The sequence below is a fragment of the Pandoraea apista genome (assembly GCF_001465595.2).
Taxonomy (GTDB): Bacteria; Pseudomonadota; Gammaproteobacteria; order Burkholderiales; family Burkholderiaceae; genus Pandoraea; species Pandoraea apista.
Window position 1 is genome coordinate 2,141,528 of sequence record NZ_CP013481.2, and the last position, 19,432, is coordinate 2,160,959.

Annotated in this window: 17 protein-coding genes; 10 read left to right on the forward strand and 7 right to left on the reverse strand. The window is 62.2% G+C overall.

Annotation, left to right across the window (positions count from 1 at the left end; translation table 11 throughout):
* Nucleotides 1-259: 259 nt before the first annotated feature.
* Nucleotides 260-1,978, reverse strand: a complete 1,719-nt coding sequence (locus AT395_RS09935; RefSeq protein WP_042115388.1) for a glutamine--tRNA ligase/YqeY domain fusion protein — start codon at nucleotides 1,976-1,978, stop codon at nucleotides 260-262.
* A gap of 229 nt (nucleotides 1,979-2,207) precedes the next feature.
* Nucleotides 2,208-2,405, reverse strand: a complete 198-nt coding sequence (locus AT395_RS09940; protein ID WP_042115389.1) for a hypothetical protein — start codon at nucleotides 2,403-2,405, stop codon at nucleotides 2,208-2,210.
* 147 nt (nucleotides 2,406-2,552) lie between these two features.
* On the opposite strand from AT395_RS09940, the gene AT395_RS09945 reads away from it, so the two are divergent.
* From AT395_RS09945 to AT395_RS09985, 9 genes are all read left to right on the forward strand, one after another.
* A complete protein-coding gene (locus tag AT395_RS09945) occupies nucleotides 2,553-3,068 on the forward strand; it encodes a hypothetical protein (protein ID WP_042115390.1) in 516 nt (171 codons plus the stop codon).
* 557 nt (nucleotides 3,069-3,625) lie between these two features.
* The gene (locus AT395_RS09950; RefSeq protein ID WP_042115391.1) at nucleotides 3,626-3,859 is read left to right on the forward strand and encodes a hypothetical protein; all 234 of its coding nucleotides are present in this window, start codon (nucleotides 3,626-3,628) and stop codon (nucleotides 3,857-3,859) included.
* 97 nt (nucleotides 3,860-3,956) lie between these two features.
* Complete coding sequence (locus AT395_RS09955) at nucleotides 3,957-4,424, forward strand: GNAT family N-acetyltransferase (RefSeq protein ID WP_048629159.1); 468 nt, start codon at nucleotides 3,957-3,959, stop codon at nucleotides 4,422-4,424.
* A 129-nt stretch (nucleotides 4,425-4,553) separates the two neighbouring features.
* Nucleotides 4,554-6,485, forward strand: coding sequence for an ATP-binding cassette domain-containing protein (locus tag AT395_RS09960; protein ID WP_048629160.1), 1,932 nt, complete (start codon nucleotides 4,554-4,556; stop codon nucleotides 6,483-6,485).
* 295 nt (nucleotides 6,486-6,780) lie between these two features.
* Nucleotides 6,781-8,760 (forward strand): DNA topoisomerase IV subunit B, encoded by a 1,980-nt coding sequence (locus tag AT395_RS09965; protein WP_042115394.1) that lies wholly within the window; start codon nucleotides 6,781-6,783, stop codon nucleotides 8,758-8,760.
* 110 nt (nucleotides 8,761-8,870) lie between these two features.
* A complete protein-coding gene (locus AT395_RS09970; protein WP_197090698.1) occupies nucleotides 8,871-9,290 on the forward strand; it encodes a DUF4399 domain-containing protein in 420 nt (139 codons plus the stop codon).
* Nucleotides 9,271-10,221, forward strand: a complete 951-nt coding sequence (locus AT395_RS09975; RefSeq protein WP_082164799.1) for a lytic transglycosylase domain-containing protein — start codon at nucleotides 9,271-9,273, stop codon at nucleotides 10,219-10,221. The genes AT395_RS09970 and AT395_RS09975 overlap by 20 nt, the downstream gene beginning before the upstream one ends.
* Before the next feature lie 265 nt (nucleotides 10,222-10,486).
* Nucleotides 10,487-12,823, forward strand: a complete 2,337-nt coding sequence (gene parC, locus AT395_RS09980; protein WP_048629161.1) for a DNA topoisomerase IV subunit A — start codon at nucleotides 10,487-10,489, stop codon at nucleotides 12,821-12,823.
* Nucleotides 12,824-12,835: 12 nt separating this feature from the next.
* A complete protein-coding gene (locus tag AT395_RS09985) occupies nucleotides 12,836-13,288 on the forward strand; it encodes a CopD family protein (RefSeq protein WP_042115396.1) in 453 nt (150 codons plus the stop codon).
* 7 nt (nucleotides 13,289-13,295) lie between these two features.
* On the opposite strand, the gene AT395_RS09990 is transcribed toward AT395_RS09985, so the two are convergent.
* Complete coding sequence (locus tag AT395_RS09990) at nucleotides 13,296-14,219, reverse strand: LysR substrate-binding domain-containing protein (protein WP_048629162.1); 924 nt, start codon at nucleotides 14,217-14,219, stop codon at nucleotides 13,296-13,298.
* A gap of 131 nt (nucleotides 14,220-14,350) precedes the next feature.
* Here AT395_RS09990 and AT395_RS09995 point away from each other — a divergent pair, with 131 nt between their 5' ends.
* A complete protein-coding gene (locus AT395_RS09995) occupies nucleotides 14,351-15,616 on the forward strand; it encodes an MFS transporter (protein WP_042115398.1) in 1,266 nt (421 codons plus the stop codon).
* Nucleotides 15,617-15,752: 136 nt separating this feature from the next.
* Here AT395_RS09995 and AT395_RS10000 read toward each other — a convergent pair whose 3' ends face one another.
* The 4 genes from AT395_RS10000 to AT395_RS10015 form a co-directional block, all read right to left on the reverse strand.
* Nucleotides 15,753-16,208: a RidA family protein gene (locus AT395_RS10000; protein ID WP_042115399.1), complete on the reverse strand. Its 456-nt coding sequence runs from the start codon at nucleotides 16,206-16,208 to the stop codon at nucleotides 15,753-15,755.
* A 183-nt stretch (nucleotides 16,209-16,391) separates the two neighbouring features.
* The gene (locus tag AT395_RS10005) at nucleotides 16,392-17,582 is read right to left on the reverse strand and encodes an aminotransferase-like domain-containing protein (RefSeq protein ID WP_042115400.1); all 1,191 of its coding nucleotides are present in this window, start codon (nucleotides 17,580-17,582) and stop codon (nucleotides 16,392-16,394) included.
* Nucleotides 17,583-17,722: 140 nt separating this feature from the next.
* Nucleotides 17,723-18,619 (reverse strand): DMT family transporter, encoded by an 897-nt coding sequence (locus tag AT395_RS10010; RefSeq protein WP_042115401.1) that lies wholly within the window; start codon nucleotides 18,617-18,619, stop codon nucleotides 17,723-17,725.
* Between the two features lie 75 nt (nucleotides 18,620-18,694).
* Nucleotides 18,695-19,381: a VOC family protein gene (locus AT395_RS10015; protein ID WP_048629163.1), complete on the reverse strand. Its 687-nt coding sequence runs from the start codon at nucleotides 19,379-19,381 to the stop codon at nucleotides 18,695-18,697.
* Nucleotides 19,382-19,432 lie beyond the last annotated feature (51 nt).

Consider the following 19,432-nt stretch of genomic DNA (forward strand, 5'->3'; position numbering starts at 1 on the left):
GGCGAATGTTGACGGTGGGCTCACGGCGCACGGCGGCTCGGTGGGAGGCGTGGCCCACATGAGCAGGAGCGATGGGCGCGAGCTTACGCCGAACCGGCGTGGGCGAGTGCGGCGGCTAGTTATAGTTGGTATTTGGTGCAACGTGATGGCGTCTCGTCGGACGGTTTGCCTGTCTGGCCGTTGGGCGTTGCACCCCGGAAAAAACAAAACCCGCGCACAACGGCGCGGGTTTGGTTTGGCGATTGTCGCTACGCGGCGATTACTTGCCGCCGCCCTTGGCCGGTTTGACCGCCCAGCTATCCTTCAGCGACACGCTGCGATTGAAAACGGGCTTGCCCGGTACCGAATCGTGACGATCGGCAACGAAGTAGCCGTGACGCTCGAATTGCACTCGATCTTCCGGCGCAACATGCATCAGGCCCGGTTCGACATAGGCCTGCGTGACACGCTTGGCGTTCGGGTTGAGGGCGTCGAGGAAGTTCTTGTCACCCGCGTCCGGATTCGGATCGAGGAACAGGCGGTCGTAGATACGCACCTCGGCGGCAACCGCGTGCGGCGCACTCACCCAGTGGATGTTGCCTTTGACCTTGTAGTTGTCGGCCCCCGGCGTGCCCGAACGGCTGTCTTCAAAGTAATTGCAATGCACGGCGGTGACGTTGCCGTCGGCATCGGTATCGAAGCCCGTGCACTCCACCACGTAACCGTAGCGCAGACGCACCTTGTTGCCCGGGAACAGGCGGAAGAAACCCTTGACCGGCTCTGCCTGGAAGTCTTCGCGCTCGATCCACAACTCGCGCGAGATCGGGAACGTGCGCATGCCGCGCTCCGGGAAGTGCGGGTGCACCGGGGCCTGACAGTCTTCCTGCTGGCCTTCCGGGTAGTTGTCGATAATGAGCTTGAGCGGATCGAGCACCGCCGTGGCGCGTGGTGCCTTCGGGTCGAGGTCGTCGCGCAGGGCCTGCTCGAGAATGCTCATGTCGATCCACGAGGCCGACTTCGCTACGCCGATGCGCTCGCAGAACAGTTGCAGGCTTTCCGGCGAGAAGCCGCGACGGCGCAGGCCGACGAGCGTGGGCATGCGCGGGTCGTCCCAACCGTCGACGTGCTTTTCGTCGACCAATTGGCGAAGCTTGCGCTTGCTGGTGATGGCATAGGTCAGTTGCAGACGCGCGAATTCGATTTGCTGCGGCGTGGGGCGCGTGAACATACCGGCATCGGCCAACTCGCCGAGTACCCAATCGTAGAACGGACGCTGATCTTCGAATTCCAGCGTGCACAGACTGTGCGTGATGTTCTCGATGGCGTCTTCGAGCGGGTGTGCGTAGGTGTACATCGGATAGATGCACCAGGCATCGCCCGTACGATGATGGTGGGCGTGACGGATACGATAGATGGCCGGGTCGCGCAGGTTGATGTTCGGCGAGGCCATGTCGATCTTGGCGCGCAGCACATGCGTGCCGTCGGCGAATTCGCCCGCGCGCATACGGCGGAACAGATCGAGATTCTCTTCGATCGAACGGTTGCGGAACGGCGAATCCTTGCCCGGTTCGGTGAGCGTGCCACGGTTGGCGCGCATGTCGTCGGCGCTTTGGCTGTCGACGTATGCTTTGCCACGCAGTATCAGGGTCTCGGCGCCCTGATAGAGCGTCTCGAAATAATCGCTGGCGAAGTAGAGGTGTTCTTTCTGCGGCGTTTGATAGCTGAAACCGAGCCACTTGACCATTTCAATGATCGAGTCGACGTATTCGGTCTCTTCCTTTTCCGGGTTCGTGTCGTCGAAGCGCAGATGGCACACGCCATCGTAGTCGCGCGCCATGCCGAAGTTCACGCAAATGGCTTTCGCGTGACCAATGTGCAGATAACCGTTGGGCTCCGGCGGGAAGCGCGTTTCAACGCGCTGGCCCCATTTGCCCGAGCGATTGTCTTCGTCAATGATGTTGCGGATGAAATTGGATGCCGCGTTCAGCTCTGTGCTCATGCCTGACCAGTATTTGGAGTTTGGCGAATATTCTACCGTACCGCATTGCACCATGGGCGAGCGTTCATGCGGGAATACGGCGGGTGGGCGGGGCGGCGCAGCGTTTCGCCTTGAGGCATGGCGACAGAAGGGGGGCTGATGTCGTGCAAACCACGTCCTGCAAACCAGCACATCAGCGCGGGAGCGCAGATCGCCGATGCCTCGCGCGAGGGGCACCGGCGCGGCAGCGTCAGACGTTCGGGGCCTGTACGGCCGAGCGTTGTCCCGGCCAGTTGGCATAGGACAACAACCAGAGAGAAATGATGTTCACGACCGGGATGAAGGCCAATATCGTGAACCATGGCGACAGGCCGAGCCGCGTCAGAATGCGCCAGACGGGAACACCAACGAGCACGATAGCGACGAGCAAGCCAATAAGACTGGACATACGATATCTCCCGAAAGTCCCGCCGGCGGCGGGCCGTGACGCCAAGTATATCGTGCCGCCCTGCCGTCGCTGCGCCTGGATTGTTCTATCCTGAAAAGACTGCCGGTGCTACCGGCGGCCTGTGAGAATCCCTCAAGGGAGGACATCATGGAACTGCACCTCCACTCGCATCGCTATACGCACCGTTCGCCCGACTGGGTGGCCGCCGCCGTCGCAGGCTTCGTCGCCTGCGCCTTCTTTTCCGCGGTGGAAATGCTCATGGTGCTGCTGGTCTCCGGCCAGAGCCCGTGGGTGCCGCCCCGAATGGTCGCAGCCATTGTGCTGGGGCCAGGCATTCTGTCTCAGCCCGCCACCTTTGATGTGTCGATCGTTGCCATGGCACTCCTGGTTCATGCGGCCATTGGCGTTGTGCTAGGTGTCGTGCTTGGCGCTATCGTTGCCCCGTTCCGGCTGGACTCGGACGTGGTCACGGTGTCGGTTGCCGGCGCCGTTTTCGGGCTGATTGTCTACGCCGTCAATTTCTACGTGATGACGCAGTTGTTCCCCTGGTTCATCGAGTCTCGGGGCTGGACGATGGTGGCCGGTCACGTGATCTTCGGGGCGTTCGCGGGCTACATGTATTGGGTGCTGGCCCAAATCGACGATCGTACGTCGGCGCCGTAGTCATAGTGGGCGCATTCGCCTGCTTTGGTGCATGAGCAGGATTTTTCTGTTATCATTCGCCAACTGTGCTCATTTTTCCGACATCTTCGGATTTAATGGGTAGCAGTCACCCGTGGCATGAATTGCCGGACAGGTTCAGACCCCGTCCGGAGATAGCCAGCGTGTGGCACGATTATCACTACACAAGTGCCGCACGACCGTGCTACCGCATGTCGCCCTGAATGTTCGGCGCGATTCCACGTGACCAACGTTCTTGCCGCTGCCCTCGACCGGGCGGCAGTGCATCGTTCCCCGAAATAGGAAGTCGTACACAGAACGCCCCCATTGCACCTTACGTTGTGCAGTGACGGTGTGCATGCGGTCTTGCGCCATATGCAGCGTTCGGCAGTGCCATCCGTCGTATGTCAGTCACGCGAATGTCTCGTGCCTGTCACATTTGACGGATACGCTGCGTGCACTTCACGGAAACATTTGTGCAAATCTGCACTCTCATCACCGTAAGCCGATTCGAGAGGGATAGTTATTAGTCAAATTTTATGCAGTAAGAAGGATACAAAATGAAAACATCGCAATATCAAGAATTCCAGTACAGCGTTCGTGCAGTGGAGCGTGACAACGCCCGTTGGGACGCGTTCTACGAGATTCACCGCCCGACCCATCGAGGTATGGAAAAAGTGGGCGCCTACCAGGTTCAGACCGCCTACGGCTTCGCGACGCAAGGTAACGCCCTTGACGACGCCGAGCGTAACGCCCGCGCCGACATCGAGCAGGGCATCGTCTACTACCAGTAATTCAGTTCCCCTCATTCCCTGTGCGCGATGCCGGCATCGTCGTTTTGTGACGGTGCTATAGTCCCGCCTTTCGCAACGCGAGGCTGGAGAGTCGGGAATGGAATGGATGTGCAAGTCGTTCGACGAGTTGGGCAGCACACTGCTTTATCGCATTCTGGCGGCGCGAAATGCCGTATTCGTGGTTGAGCAACAGTGCCCCTATCAGGACATCGACGGACGCGATCCCCATAGCCTGCATCTCGTCGCGCAAGCGCGCGATGCGTCGGATCAGCCGCAGATAGCCGCATATCTGCGCTTGCTGTCACCGGGACTTGCCTACGACGAAGCGTCGATCGGGCGGGTGATCACGGCGTCGTCGCATCGCGGTACCGGACTCGGGCGCGAGTTGCTGGCCCGGGCGGTAGCCATTGCCGAGGTGCAGTGGCCGTCGGCCTCGCTGCGTATTGGTGCTCAGGCACATCTGGAAGCGTTCTACGGCGCATTCGGGTTCGTCAAGGCAAGCGAGCCGTATGACGAAGACGGCATCATGCATATTGAAATGCTGCGTGCACCGGCCGCGCAATGACAGTGCCGTAGCCAAGTCATGGCGGCGTAATCGCAGTCCCATAGCAATGCCATAGCAGTGCAATATCGGCCGGGCCTTAGTGCCCGGCACTACAATACCTTCCATCGCAGTTCTCCCGTTCCCCGACACATGGCCTTGTATTCCATCACGGGCGCCCAACTGGCGTTCGGTCACGTGGCATTGCTCGACAATGCCGATTTTTCGCTCGAAGCCGGTGAGCGCGTCGGGCTTATCGGGCGCAATGGCGCAGGTAAGTCGTCGCTGCTCAAGATCGTGGCGGGCCTGACCGCGCCCGATGACGGGCTGGTGGCCCGTCAGGCGGGACTCCATACGGTCTATGTGCCGCAAGAGCCCGAGTTCGACGCCGAGCAGACAGTATTCGACGCCGTCGCGCTGGGTCTCGGCGACTCGCACCTGCTGCTCTCCGATTACGATCGCACGGCCGAGGCGCTCGCCGACGCTCCCGAGGGCGCGGAGCACGATGCATTGCTCGCGCGTCTCAACAGCCTGCAATCTTCGCTCGACGCCGCCGGTGCATGGCAGCTCAAGACACGTGTCGAGACGACCATCGCCCAACTGGGTCTCGATGGTCATGCTCGTGTCGGAGCGCTCTCCGGCGGGATGCAAAAGCGCGTTTCGCTGGCGCAGGCCTGGGTGGCCAAGCCCGACGTGCTGCTGCTCGACGAGCCGACCAACCACCTTGATTTCGACGCGATCCGCTGGCTCGAAGACCTGCTCATCGGCTTTCGCGGCGCGTTGCTGTTCATCACCCACGATCGCAGTTTCCTTGACCGTGTTGCCACGCGCATCGTCGAACTCGATCGCGGACGTTTGCTTTCGTACCCCGGCAACTTCACGCAGTATCAGGAACGCAAAGCCGCACAGCTTGAAGTCGAGCGCGTGGAGAACGAGAAGTTCGACAAGCTGCTCGCGCAGGAAGAAGTGTGGATTCGCAAGGGCGTTGAAGCGCGCCGTACGCGCAGCGTGTCGCGTATCGAGCGCTTGAAGACGATGCGCAACGAGCGCGCCGAGCGCCGTGAAATTCAGGGCAACGTGCGCATGGACGTGGCGCAGGCAGAAAAGTCCGGCAAGATCGTGGCGGAACTCACCAACGTGACGAAGTCGTATGGCGATCGCGTCATCGTGCGCGACTTCACGGCGACTCTCATGCGCGGCGACAAGGTGGGCCTTGTGGGCCCGAACGGCGTTGGCAAGACCACGATGCTCAAGCTCATCCTCGGCCAAATCGCGCCGGACAGCGGGCAGATTCGCGTTGGCACCAATTTGCAGGTGGCGTACTTCGATCAGATGCGCGCCCAACTCGATCCCGAGAAGAGCCTGCTCGACACGATCAGCCCGGGCAGCGACTGGATCGAAATCAGCGGCGTGCGCAAGCACGTCATGAGCTATCTCGGCGACTTTCTGTTCTCGCCGGAGCGTGCGCGCTCGCCGGTGAAGTCGCTCTCGGGCGGGGAGCGAAACCGGTTGCTGCTCGCGCGTCTGTTTGCGCGTCCGGCCAACGTGCTGGTGCTCGACGAGCCGACCAACGACCTGGATATCCCGACCCTCGAGTTGCTCGAAGAACTGCTCGAGGACTACAGCGGCACGGTATTCCTCGTGAGCCACGACCGGACGTTCCTGGATAACGTCGTGACCTCGGTCATTGCGGCCGAGGGGGACGGCAACTGGCGCGAGTATGTCGGCGGCTTCACCGACTGGCAGGTGCAGAGCGAACGCTCCGCTGCGCTTGCCGCGCAGCGCGCACCGGCAGAGGAGACCTCCAGGGAAGCGGCCGGCGCCGCCAAGCGCAGCGCCAATCGCACGGTCAAATTGAGCTACAAGGAACAGCGCGAACTCGACGGTCTGCCGGCGCGCATTGCCGCCTTGGAAAATGAACAAAAGGACGCCGCAGCGAAGATCGAAGACGGTTCGATCTTTGTGAAAGATCCGGCAGCAGGGGCGGCGTTGTCCGAACGTTTCGAGGCCATTGAACTGGAATTGCTCGAAGCGCTCGAACGCTGGGAAGTACTCGAAGCCAAGCAGCGCGGCGAGAACGCCTGAGGGTCGTTAGCTGGACTGGCGGCCGGATATCCGGCGTCTTGATTTTGCCGGAGGCGGCCTGTCGCTCGATCGCGCCGCGAGTACCAGTACAATAGGCCGCGATTCATCGGGCGCGGCTCACTTCCCGGCTGACTTTGCCGGGCGCTGCGTGCGCTCAGAGTGCCCATTATGTGGGCGCCGCAACTCAAGTCGTTGATCCGGCGTCACTTTTGTCATGTGTTAATGGGTTTTCCCCGTGGTTGTCCACAGGAAATGTGGATAATCGCCGGGCGTTGTACCCCAATTCAGTCACGCTATGTCGAAAAAAAATACGCCTGCCCAATACAGCGAAGCGTCCATCAAGGTCCTGAAAGGCCTTGAGCCGGTCAAGCAGCGCCCGGGCATGTACACCCGCACGGAAAATCCGCTGCACATCATTCAGGAAGTCATCGACAACGCGTCGGACGAAGCGCTTGGCGGCTTCGGCAAGCAAATTCTCGTCACGCTGAACAAGGATGGTTCGGTAAGCGTTGAGGACGATGGCCGGGGCATTCCCGTCGGCATCCACCCGGAAGAGGGGGTGCCGGTCGTCGAAATCGTATTTACGCGTCTTCACGCCGGTGGCAAGTTCGATAAGGCTGCCGGTGGCGCTTACACGTTCTCGGGTGGATTGCACGGCGTTGGTGTGTCGGTGACGAACGCACTGGCGACTCGTCTGGCCGTCACGGTGTGGCGAGACGGCCAGGTCTCCGAACTTGAATTTGCCGACGGCGGTAACGTCAACGTGGCACTGCATTCGCGCGCGGCACAACGTGGCGAGAAGAAGAGCGGCACACGCGTCACCGTCTGGCCGGACGCGAAGTACTTCGATAGTCCCACGCTGCCGCTGGGCGAATTGCAACGTTTGCTGCGCTCCAAAGCGGTGCTGTTGCCGGGCGTGCGCGTGACGCTGCGCCAGGAGAAGAACGGCGAAGAACAGACGTGGTTCTACGAGCACGGTCTGCGTGGCTATCTGGTCGAGTCGCTGAACGGTGCCGAGCCGCTCATTCCGTTGTTCGAAGGCGAACGATTTGCCGACGGCAACGAAGACAGCTTCGCCGAAGGTGAAGGTGCGGCGTGGGTCGTTGCATGGACCGAAGACGGTGCGCCGGTGCGCGAGTCGTACGTCAACCTGATTCCGACGCCGGCAGGCGGTACCCACGAATCGGGGCTGCGTGAAGGGTTGTTTCAGGCCGTGCGCGGCTTTATCGAGCTGCACAATCTTCAACCCAAGGGTGTGAAGCTGCTGCCTGAAGATGTCTTCTCGCGAGTGTCTTTCGTGCTGTCCGCAAAGGTTCTCGATCCTCAGTTCCAGGGGCAGATCAAGGAGCGTCTGAATAGTCGTGACGCGGTGCGTCTCGTGTCGTCGTTCACGCGTCCTGCACTCGAACTGTGGCTCAACCACCATGTCGAGCATGGCAAGAAGCTCGCCGAACTCGTGATCCGTCAGGCGCAGGCGCGCACGCGTGCCGGCCAGAAGATCGAGAAGAAAAAGAGTTCCGGCGTGGCGGTGTTGCCGGGCAAGCTGACCGATTGCGAGACCGAAGACATCACGCGTAACGAACTGTTTCTGGTCGAGGGCGACTCGGCGGGCGGTTCGGCGAAGATGGGCCGCGACAAGGAATTTCAGGCAATTCTGCCGTTGCGCGGCAAGGTGCTCAACACTTGGGAAACCGAGCGCGACAGGCTCTTTGCGAACAACGAAGTGCATGACATCGCCGTGGCTATCGGTGTCGATCCGCACGGCGCCAACGATACGCCCGATCTGTCGAATCTGCGTTACGGCAAGATTTGTATCCTCTCGGATGCCGACGTCGACGGTTCGCACATTCAGGTGCTGCTGCTTACGTTATTCTTCCGTCATTTCCCGCAATTGATCGCGAAGGGGCACGTATATGTGGCGCGTCCGCCGCTCTATCGGGTAGATGCACCGGCGCGTGGCAAGAAACCTGCGCAGAAGCTCTATGCACTCGACGAAGGCGAACTCGAAGCGATTCTCGACAAGCTGCGCAAGGACGGCGTGCGCGAGTCCGCATGGTCGATCAGCCGCTTCAAGGGGCTGGGGGAAATGAGCGCGGCGCAGTTGTGGGAAACCACCATGAATCCCGACACGCGCCGGCTGAGTCCCGTGGCACTCGGTGGACTCGATTTCGACGCGACCGTGGCGCGTATGAATATGCTCATGGGCAAGGGTGAAGCGGCGCAGCGGCGCAGCTGGCTCGAAGCCAAGGGCAACGAAGTGGAAGCCGACATCTGAGCATCTGAGCCGATGTCGTTCCAATGACGGGAGCCTCACGGATGGGCAGGCCAGCGTGAGCGCTTACATAGTGGGATAATCCAACCTTCACCCTTACCGGGAGTCGCGTTATGTTGCGTTCCATGCGTTGCATTTTCGTGCCATTGTTGCTTGCTGGCGCAAGCGTTACCGCTTTGGCACAGTCGGCCCAGCCGCGCGTCTTTTTCGTTGCCCCGACCAACGGTGCAACGGTTTCGAACCCGGTAGTGGTCAAGTTCGGCGTCGAGGGAATGGCGATCAAGCCGGCGGGCGATATGACGCCCGATACCGGTCATCACCACCTCATCATCGACGGCGATCCCATTCCGGCAGGTCAGGTCGTACCCACCGACGACACGCACCTGCATTTTGGCAAGGGCCAGACCGAGACGAGCGTCAATCTGACGCCGGGCGATCACACGTTGACGATGCAGTTCGCCAACGGTGCGCACCAGTCATACGGTCCGGCAATGAGCCAGACGATCAAGGTGCATGTCAAAGGTCAGCAATAATCGGTTATCCACGGCGGATCGCCTCGGAGCGCTCCGCCGACACGTCTCTCTGCGCAAGCTCGCAGGGCCTGCGGTGGCGGCTGTGCTACTCGTCGCAGCGCCGTTAGCGCACGCCGAACTCTACGGTTACGTCGACGAGAATGGCGTGGCCCATCTCGCTGCGCGCAAGCTCGATGCGCGTTACCGTCTGGTCGTCGGATCGGGGGGTAACGCCGATCTGCGCACCTCGCAGGGCGGCGTTGTTAGCGGTACTGATCGCTCACGTCTTTACGACGCGCTCGCACGTCATCCCAATCTGAAAAAGCTGGCGCCTGTAATCGCACAGGCGGCGCAGCGTTTTCATGTGGATGCCGCGCTGCTCAAGGCCGTCATTGCAGCGGAGTCGGGGTTCGACAGCGATGCGGTGTCGCCCAAGGGGGCGGTCGGCCTGATGCAGGTGTTGCCGGCCACTGGCGAGCGTTACGGCGTGCGTGCCGATGCGAAGCGCACGGTGGCGGACAAGCTCACCGATCCACGTATCAACGTGCTGACCGGTGCGCGCTACCTTCGCGATCTGCAAGCACGTTATCCCGATCGTCTCGAGCTTGTGCTCGCGTCGTACAACGCCGGGGAGGGCGCCGTAGCGCGTCATGCCGATCAGATACCGCCTTACGCGGAGACCCGCGATTACGTGGCCGCCGTGCTCGAACTCTATCGACGCTTCAATCCCGACGCCCCGGACACCACGCCCGGCGGCAGTGTCATCAGGGCGAGCGGTAGCGGTAATACCGGGCAAGTCGGCCGTGCCCGCGTCAGCGGTACGCGCGATGGCCGCATTCATGTCATTCTGGGCGCGCCGTCCGGTCTGCCCGTCGTGCCTGCTACCATGCCGAACGCGTCGGTGCGTGACTCGGCGCCAAGGGCGCTGTCGTCCGCATCGTCGACCGACTGAATCCCCACGTCGCCGGGTTCGCCGCCGTGGTCTTGCCGGCGGGGAGGGCCTCGCGGTCGCCGGCGTCATGTCGGGTCTCGAGACTCGGATTCGTCTGAAACAGGGGGGGTGTCTTCCCGATCCCCGTCTCCCTAGCTCCTAAATCACGTCTCGCTTTGTCAATCGGACGTGTTTTTGCCGAAATGTGCCGACGAGCTTGGTATGATCTCGCGGTCAACGTCCACCCGAACTCTCGTCAAACGTTCGCAGCAAACCCACAGGTTTTATGGAACAAGTAGAAGATCTCTTTACGCAACCGTCGGATGACGACACGCTGACGCTTGGCGCCTATGCCGAGCGCGCTTATCTGGACTACGCAATTAGCGTGGTCAAAGGCCGTGCACTGCCGGACGTCTGCGATGGCCAGAAGCCAGTGCAGCGCCGGATTCTGTTCGCGATGAACGAAATGGGCCTCGCGGCCGACGCCAAGCCAGTCAAGTCGGCGCGAGTCGTCGGCGACGTGCTCGGCAAGTTTCACCCGCACGGCGATCAGTCCGCTTACGACGCGTTGGTGCGTCTTGCGCAGGACTTCTCGATGCGCTATCCGCTCATCGACGGCCAGGGCAACTTTGGCTCGCGCGATGGCGATGGCGCGGCAGCCATGCGTTACACCGAAGCGCGATTGACACCGATCGCGAAACTGCTGCTCGACGAAATCGATGCAGGCACGGTGGACTTCGTGCCGAACTACGACGGCTCGACGGAAGAGCCGCGTTTGTTGCCGGCACGCTTGCCGTTCGTGCTGCTTAACGGGGCATCGGGGATCGCCGTGGGTCTGGCGACGGAAATCCCGTCGCACAATTTGCGCGAAGTCGCGTCGGCAGCGGTTGCGCTGATTCGCAACCCGAAGCTCGACGATGCCGAGTTGATGACGTACGTGCAGGGCCCGGATTTCCCGGGAGGCGGTCAGTTGATTTCGAGTGCTGCGGAAATTCGTGCTGCCTACGAAAGCGGCCGTGGCAGCCTCAAGGTGCGCGCACGCTGGAAGATCGAAGAGATGGCGCGCGGCCAGTGGCAAGCCGTGGTGTATGAGCTGCCGCCGAATACCTCGGGCCAGAAGGTGCTCGAGGAAATCGAGGAAATCACCAACCCGAAGGTCAAGCTCGGCAAGAAGACGCTCACCCCGGAGCAGCAGAATCTCAAGCAATCGGTGCTTGGCATGCTCGATACCGTGCGCGACGAATCGGGCAAAGATGCCCCGGTGCGCCTGGTGTTCGAGCCGAAGTCGAGTCGCATCGACCAGCAGGAATTCATCACGATGCTGCTCGCGCACACGAGCCTGGAGTCGAGCGCGTCGGTCAACCTCGTTATGGTGGGGGCCGATGGTCGCCCGGCACAGAAGTCGTTGCGCGACATCATTACCGAGTGGATCGGCTTCCGCTTCGAGACGGTCACACGTCGCTCGCGCCATCGTCTGGGTAAGGTCAACGACCGCATTCATATTCTCGAAGGGCGGATGATCGTCTTCCTGAATATCGACGAGGTCATTCGCATCATTCGCGAGTCGGACGAGCCGAAGGCGGCGCTGATGAGCGCGTTCCAGTTGAGCGAGCGTCAGGCGGAAGACATTCTGGAAATCCGTCTGCGTCAGTTGGCGCGTCTGGAAGCGATCAAGATCGAGCAGGAGCTGACGTCATTGCGCGACGAGAAGGCAAAGCTCGAAGAATTGCTCGCCAACGACAGCGCGATGAAGCGCTTGATCATCAAGGAAATCGAGACCGACGCGAAGCAGTTCGGCGACGATCGCCGCACGCTGATTCAGGAAGAGAAGCGCGCGATTGCCGAAGCGCGGGTGGTCGACGAGCCGGTCACAGTGGTGGTCTCTGCCAAGGGCTGGGTGCGCGCGCTCAAGGGCCACGGCCTTGACGCTCAAGGCTTCTCGTTCAAGCAGGGCGATGCCCTGTACGGCGCATTCGAGTGCCGCACCGTTGATCCGCTGATTGCCTGGGGCAGCAACGGCCGTGTCTATTCCGTGGCCGTGTCGCTATTGCCGGGCGGCCGGGGCGACGGCGTGCCGCTCACGTCGCTGATTGAGCTCGAATCGGGCTCGCGCTTGCTGCACTACTACGCGGCATCGGCCGAGCAGCCGCTGTTGCTGGCCACGTCGGCAGGTTTCGGTTTCACAACGAAGCTGGGCGATATGGTCAGCCGCGTGAAAGCGGGTAAGTCGTTCATGACCATCGACGACGGCGCAGAGCCGTTGGCACCGACGCCGATCTGGCAAGGGGCGAGCGCTGTGGCATGTCTGTCGAGCGACGGCCGTCTGCTCGTGTTCGGGATGGACGAGATGAAGTCGCTCACAGGCGGCGGGCGCGGTGTCACCCTGATCGGGCTCGACGACAAGCAGACGCTGGTGTCGGCCGTGCCGATCAGCGAAGCCGGGGTCACGGTGTACGGCGAAGTTCGTGGCGGCAAGGTGCAGTCCGAGACTCTCTCGGGGGCATCTCTGGCGCCTAATATCGGCAAGCGTGCCCGTAAGGGGCGTTCGCCCGCGGTCAAGTTCGCTACATTCAAGCCGCGTTCGCTCGAGCCTGTGTTGCCGGCCGCGCCTTCGGCATCCTGACGGGAGTCATGCATGAGCGTTTATGCCTTTAGCCTGTTCTTGCATCTGGTGAGCGTCGCGGTCTGGATCGGGGGAATGTTCTTTGCGTTGGTCTGCTTGCGGCCGGCGTCGTCTGAACTCTCGCCACAACAACGCCTGCCGCTGTGGGAGGCTGCCCTCACGCGCTTCTTTACGTGGGTGGGCGTGGCCATCGTGGTGATTCTGCTCTCGGGCGGTCATATGATGATGGGGACGGGCGGCCTGCACGCCCGTTGGCCCGTGCATGCGATGGCGGGCATCGGCGTGCTGATGATGCTTGTGTTCGGTCACATCCGGTTTGCGCTGTTCCCGCGCCTGCAACGCGCGGTGCAGGCGCAATCATGGCCGGATGGTGCTGCCGCGGTGAATGGCATTCGCCGTCTGGTGATCCTCAACCTCGTGCTGGGCGTCGTCGTCATCGGGCTGGCCGCGTCGCTGCGAGGCTGATCCCGAGTCAGTTCGGCGACTGGCCCCTCTCGTGAAGACTGCCAGCCACTTCATGGCACATCGCGACGAACGCCTGCACTAACGGGCTGGTGTCGTCGCGGCGTTTGGCCAGTAGCAGTGGGGTATGTGCGTCGGGCTCGCTGAGGTCCATGAAACATGCTCCCTCGATCTGAATGCATCGTACGGCGGCAGGCAGGACAGCAACGCCTAGCCCGCTTGCCGCGAGTGCGACGATGGTTGTCGACTCGCGTGCTTCCTGCACCACGCGCGGCGTGAATCCCGCCCGCTCACACATCGCACGGATTTTCCCATCAACGGCCGTACCGACATCGTGCGGATGCATGATGAACGCTTCGTTGGCCAGATCCGCAATGGACAGGTGCTTACGTCGCGACAGGGCATGCCCTTGATGCAGGACGACCACCAGCGCTTCATCGACCAACGTTTCGAAACTCAATCCGGCCACGGGGGGCGCACTGTCTGCCTGACGCAACAGGCCGATGTCGAGTGTGCGCTCCGCCAGGGCGTCGCGTTGGCGCTCCGAGGGGGATTCGCTCAGCGTGAGCGTTACACGCGGATACCGCTGCCGATAGCTGGTGAGCACGCGTTTCATCAGATTGGTCATCGGTGCGGAGGTCGTGAACGCGATGCGCAACTCTCCGGCGTCGAGCCCCGCAATTTGCTGTACCTCCAGACGGGCTGCGTCGGCGTCGGCGAGGATCTGCCGCGCTCGCGCGAGAAACGCACGCCCGGCGGTGGTCAGGAAGACACGGCGCTGGGAACGCTCGAACAACGGCACGCCAAGTTCTTCCTCCAGCGCACGAATCTGCATGGAAAGCGGTGGCTGTCCGATATTGAGCTTTTGCGCCGCACGACTGAAATGCAATTCTTCAGCCACGGTGACGAAGTAGCGGAGATGGCGCAATTCCATACGTCGAACCTCGATTGATCTGTTTTATATATGAAAACATCACTTAAATATATATTGGACGAGGGGTAACGGCAAACCTATCATTCGCTCTATATATTTCATCCTTGGTTCGCGCGAGGCGAACCGGTGTCATGGCATCAACAAACTCATTACCCCTTCCCAACGGGGCGCCGGCCGGCAGCGCCTCTGCATCCAAGCTTCCAGCAGGTGTCGCGCGTGGCACCCGGGAATATGCCGTCATCAGCCGGGCCCTCTTCTTCGGTGGCTTTTCGACGTTTGCGCAGTTGTACTGCATGCAGTCGTTGCTGCCGTTGCTGACCACCACGTTCGGTATTACGCCGGCGCAAGCCAGTTGGTCGGTGTCGGCCGCCACCATGATGATGGCGCTGGGGTTGCTCGTGACCTGCGTTGCTGCCGACCGAGTGAGCCGCAAGCGGATGATGACGATCGCACTGCTGAGTTCGTCGGTACTCACGCTGGCCAGTGCGTTTTCCACCAACTTCGAGACGGTCGTGATTCTCGGTGCGCTAAAAGGATTGGCGCTCTCCGGGCTGCCGGCCATCGCAATGGCCTATCTGAGCGAAGAGATCGATCAGCGCTCGCTCGGCATGTCGATGGGTCTGTATATCGGCGGCAACATTCTCGGCGGCATGGCAGGGCGCGTGCTTGCCGCCTTCGTGGCAGACATGTTCTCGTGGCGGGTGTCGGTCGCGGTGATCGGGCTGGTGTGTCTGGCGATGGGGCTGGAGTTTGCGCGCAGCCTGCCACATTCGCGCCGCTTCACGCCGCGGCACATGACCGTGCGCGAGGCGGTGGGTCACGCGCGCCGCCATCTGGGCGATCCGGCGCTGTTGGGGTTGTACTTGTTCGCCGGGCTGATGATGGGCAGTTTTGTCAGCGTCTACAACTATCTGGGCTTCCATCTGTCGGCGCCGCCGTTCCATTTGCCGCACGCGGCAATTGGCGCGATCTTCACGATGTATCTGATTGGTGTGGTGGGCTCGTTCATCGCCGGGCCGCTCTCGGATCGTGTGGGACGTCCTCGTTTGCTGTGGGTGCTGGTCGCGCTGTCGCTCGTGGGACTCGTCACCATGCTCTGCTCACAGGTGCTGGGCGTGGTGACCGGCCTGGCGATCTTCACATTCGGCTTCTTCGGTGCACATACCGTTGCCAGCAGTTGGGTGGGACGCCGCGCCACGGAAGGGCGCGCGATTGCCTCGGCGCTGTACCTGTTCTTCTACTATCTGGGGTCGAGCCTGTTGGGCAGTTACTCGGGCGTGATGCTGAAGTCGCACGGTTGGCATGGGGTCGTGGCGTTACTTGCCTTGGCAGTAGTGCTGTCGCTTGCCGTTGCCATTGCCATGCGCCGCGCTTACGGCCGGGGGAAACCTCTCTGATCGGGCTTTCGCTCCGGCCGCCGGCACACTCAGCACCCGCAAAAGACAACAGCCACCCGAGGGTGGCTGTTGTCTTTTGGTGCGTAAGGGAAGTGGGACGCGCCCGCGACGCGGCACATCGTTCACCCCGCAATCGTCATGCGAGTTCTGCGATCAGTTCGATCTCGACGCACGCGCCCAGCGGAATCTGCGCAACGCCAAAGGCCGAGCGCGCGTGTTTCCCGGCATCGCCGAAGACTTCCGCAATCAGTTCCGAGGCACCGTTGGTCACCAGATGCTGATCGGTGAATTCCTGCGTCGAGTTCACGAGGCTCATCAGCTTCACAATGCGCTTGACCTTGTTCAGATCCCCTGTGTGGGCATGCAGCGTGGCGATGAGTTCGATGGCGACAGCGCGTGCGGCAGCTTTGCCTTCGTCAACGCTCACGTCGCGGCCGAGCTTGCCGGTCCAGATCTTGCCATCCTTCTTCGGCAGATGGCCCGAGAGGAACACGGTGTTGCCGGTTTGGGCGCTCATCACGTAAGCGGCAGCGGGGGCGCCGGCGCTCGGCAGTTCGATACCCAGTTGCTTCAGTTTGTCGTAGACGGACATTTACGGCTTCCTTGCAGATGCATTGAAACGGACCGATCGATCGGTCGGACAGGTCGGTATGAGGCTGGTACGGCGATCGGCGTCGAACCCACGGCTTCACCGGAGCTACGCAGTAACGCAGCAACGTCGATATGCCGGTCCGAACTCCCTTCGGGCGGCACATCGACGCTCAGGGCGATCGGGTCAGGCGGCGCGGCGCGTGAGCGCGTCGGCTACGAGGGCACCCAATCGTGCAACGCCCACCTCGATCTTCTCGGGGGGCACGGTGACGAACGACAGCCGCAGCGTATTCGATTGCGGTGTGCCGACGTAGAACGGCGCGCCGGGCACGAACGCCACATTCTGCGCAATCGCTTTTTCCAGCAACTGCATGGTGTCGATGCCGGCGGGCAATGTCAACCAGATGAACATGCCACCCGCCGGCGTGGTCCAGGTGGCGTCTGCCGGCATGTGCTTCGCCAACGAGGCCAGCATCGCCTTGGCTTGCGCTGCGTAGAGCGTGCGGATCGACGGGATATGCGTATCCAGGAAGCCGTCTTTCACGACCTCGTACGCAATGCGCTGCGTAAGGCTGGGCGTGTGCAGGTCGGCGGCCTGCTTCGCCTGAACGAGCTTGGCGATCACGGCCTTCGGGCCGATGATGAAGCCGAGCCGCAGCCCCGGCGCGAGTACCTTCGAGAACGAGCCCATGTACAGCACATGCTCCGGCGCGAGCGACATGAGACTGGGCAGACGCTGGCCTTCGTAGTCGAGTTCGCCATAGGGGTCGTCTTCGATGATCGCCAGACCTTCGCGCCTGGCGACGGCAGCCAGCGCCTCACGGCGTGCCATTGGCAGGCGGCGTCCGGTCGGGTTCTGGAAGTTCGGCATGGCGTACAGGAAGCGCGCGCCATCAACGATCTCGGGCGTAAGTGCCTCGGGCAGCAGGCCGTGCTCGTCGGTCGGCACCGGCACGTACTTCGGCGCGAACAGCGAGAACGATTGCAGCGCGCCGAGATAGCTGGGGGCTTCCACCAGCACGCGGCTGCCTTCGTCGATGAAGATCTTGCCGATGAGGTCGAGGCCTTGCTGCGAGCCCGTGGTAATCAGAATGTTCTCGGGCACGAGCACGAGGCCGTCGCGCGAGTAGCGTTTGGCGATCCACTCGCGCAGCGGCGCGAAACCTTCGGTGGCGCTGTATTGCAGCGCGGCCTGCGGTGACTCGGTCAGCACGCGCTCGGCGGCGGCGCGCATCTGCGCGACGGGGAAGGTGGCGGGCGAGGGCAGACCGCCAGCGAACGAAATGACTTCGGGGCGTTCCGTAACTTTCAGAATTTCGCGAATGGCCGAGCTGGTCAGGTTGCGGGCACGTTCGGAATATTGCCAATCATGCATGATGGTCTCGCTTTGAGAATGCGGCCCTGATGAGCGGCCGCGAGTATCGGGCGTTGCGAGTGCCGGGGCGTGAGGGCAGGCGCAAACGCCGGGGGGCAGGCGCGTCGCGGTGCAGGGATCGCATGCACCGCAATGCGCCGTCAGACCGGTTTGCCCGTGAGTCGCGAGGCGCCGATCTTCATGTTCTTGCCGAGTGCAATGGTCAGGACAACGCCGGCCGCGAAGAGCCACGTCGCTGCGTCGACCTGTTCGCCGAAAAAGAGGGCGGACAACGCAATCGTGAAAAAAATCTGAAGCAATTGTACTTGGCCCACGCGCGCGATTCCGCCCATGGCGAGACCGGCATACCACGCGAAAAAGCCAATGAACTGCGAGAAAAGGGTGACGTAGGCGAATGCGCCCCAGGCTTTGCCGCTCACGGGCCAGGGCTGCTGCCATGCGAGCCAGCCCACCGGCAGGACCAGCACCGGCGCGCACACGACCAGCGCCCAGCAGATCACTTGCCAGCCCCCCATCTCGCGGGCAAGCTTGCCGCCTTCGGCGTAACCCAGGGCGCCAATGATCACGGCGAGCAGCATCAGGCCGTCGGCCGCATGCAGGCTGCCGCCCCCGGCGCGCAGCGCAAACGCGATCACCAGCGCGCTGCCGGCGAGTGCAAAGACCCAGAAGCCACGCGACGGACGCTCGCCACCGAGCCAATATGCGTAGATCGCGACGAAAAATGGCTGCAAACCGTTGACGACCGCACCATGCGACGCCGGGATCGTTTTCATCGCCCATGCGGAGAACACGGGGAAGGCAACGATCACGCCCAGCGACGTGATGGCAAGACTTTTGAGTTGCGGTAGCGTGGGCCACGGTTCACGACGCCACCAGAGCAGGGCGCCGGCGAGCACGGCAGCGACCAGCGCGCGCCCCAGTCCGTTGAGCAGCGGATTGACCTCCGCCACGACGATGCGCGTCATCGGCAACGTCAGACTGAAGATCAGCACGCCGATCAGTCCGATCAGCATGCCCCGGGATTCGCGCGAATTCATGTGTCGCCTCGTATGTCTTGTTTTCGGTTGTCCGCCCGCCATGCGTTGTGCCGGGCGTTCGGTGTGGCTTCAGCCCTAGCGCAACGTGCGCGGACCGTCGGGGGTATCGATTTCTGCGACGAGCGACGGCTCGACCAGTGTGGCTTCGACATTGATGAGCGTGTCTGCGCCAAGCCATTGCAACTGTTCATTGATCGCGGCCGCCTGCGGATGGAAGCCTCGCAACAGCGTGACGGCACAATCGGCAGACGGTAGCGTATCGGCCGGGTGCTGCGGCGAATCCCACTGGATCAGCGTCGGCAACACGCCCTGTCCGGCGCCCTGCCACGCGGGCAGGCTGCCGTCTTCGGGCACGCCGATCTGCCAGGTCAGCGCGCCGCGCTGCATCTCGATGACCGGGGCGAGCCGTTGCGGATACTGTTTCTGCCAGCGCGGCAGCGAGCGCGGACGATCCACCCGTGCCACCCAATGCGCCAGATACGGCCCTTGGGCGAGACGGGCCTGAACCGCCTCGTCGTCAAGCCCGAACCAGCGCGCGCGGCCGGGCGGCGGGGCGTCCGGATCGATGGCGATGATCTCCAGATAGACACCGCCCCACAGCCCCAGCAAACTGTTGTGCGTGCCCATGCGTGCGTGCTTGCCGCCACGCTGGGGCACAACCTCCGTCAAACCAAGCTGCTCGATGACATGGGCTTCGCCCGCCTCCAGCGTTTGCGCGGCAACAACGAGGTGATCCAGTTTCAGGGCTTGAGGTACGGACATAGTGGATTCGGGCGACAAAACCGATAGCTTACTCCGCCTCGCGACTTGCGA

Bases quoted from the DNA above. Each gene is read 5' to 3' on its own strand.
- AT395_RS09935 (WP_042115388.1), bottom strand. From the start codon at position 1,978: ATGAGCACAGAGCTGAACGCGGCATCCAATTTCATCCGCAACATCATT.
- AT395_RS09945 (WP_042115390.1), top strand. From the start codon at position 2,553: ATGGAACTGCACCTCCACTCGCATCGCTATACGCACCGTTCGCCCGAC.
- AT395_RS10005 (WP_042115400.1), bottom strand. From the start codon at position 17,582: ATGCATGATTGGCAATATTCCGAACGTGCCCGCAACCTGACCAGCTCG.
- AT395_RS09975 (WP_082164799.1), top strand. From the start codon at position 9,271: ATGTCAAAGGTCAGCAATAATCGGTTATCCACGGCGGATCGCCTCGGA.
- AT395_RS09940 (WP_042115389.1), bottom strand. From the start codon at position 2,405: ATGTCCAGTCTTATTGGCTTGCTCGTCGCTATCGTGCTCGTTGGTGTT.
- AT395_RS10010 (WP_042115401.1), bottom strand. From the start codon at position 18,619: ATGAATTCGCGCGAATCCCGGGGCATGCTGATCGGACTGATCGGCGTG.
- AT395_RS09965 (WP_042115394.1), top strand. From the start codon at position 6,781: ATGTCGAAAAAAAATACGCCTGCCCAATACAGCGAAGCGTCCATCAAG.
- AT395_RS09985 (WP_042115396.1), top strand. From the start codon at position 12,836: ATGAGCGTTTATGCCTTTAGCCTGTTCTTGCATCTGGTGAGCGTCGCG.
- AT395_RS10015 (WP_048629163.1), bottom strand. From the start codon at position 19,381: ATGTCCGTACCTCAAGCCCTGAAACTGGATCACCTCGTTGTTGCCGCG.
- AT395_RS09950 (WP_042115391.1), top strand. From the start codon at position 3,626: ATGAAAACATCGCAATATCAAGAATTCCAGTACAGCGTTCGTGCAGTG.
- AT395_RS09990 (WP_048629162.1), bottom strand. From the start codon at position 14,219: ATGGAATTGCGCCATCTCCGCTACTTCGTCACCGTGGCTGAAGAATTG.
- AT395_RS09960 (WP_048629160.1), top strand. From the start codon at position 4,554: ATGGCCTTGTATTCCATCACGGGCGCCCAACTGGCGTTCGGTCACGTG.
- parC (WP_048629161.1), top strand. From the start codon at position 10,487: ATGGAACAAGTAGAAGATCTCTTTACGCAACCGTCGGATGACGACACG.
- AT395_RS09970 (WP_197090698.1), top strand. From the start codon at position 8,871: ATGTTGCGTTCCATGCGTTGCATTTTCGTGCCATTGTTGCTTGCTGGC.
- AT395_RS09995 (WP_042115398.1), top strand. From the start codon at position 14,351: ATGGCATCAACAAACTCATTACCCCTTCCCAACGGGGCGCCGGCCGGC.
- AT395_RS09955 (WP_048629159.1), top strand. From the start codon at position 3,957: ATGGAATGGATGTGCAAGTCGTTCGACGAGTTGGGCAGCACACTGCTT.
- AT395_RS10000 (WP_042115399.1), bottom strand. From the start codon at position 16,208: ATGTCCGTCTACGACAAACTGAAGCAACTGGGTATCGAACTGCCGAGC.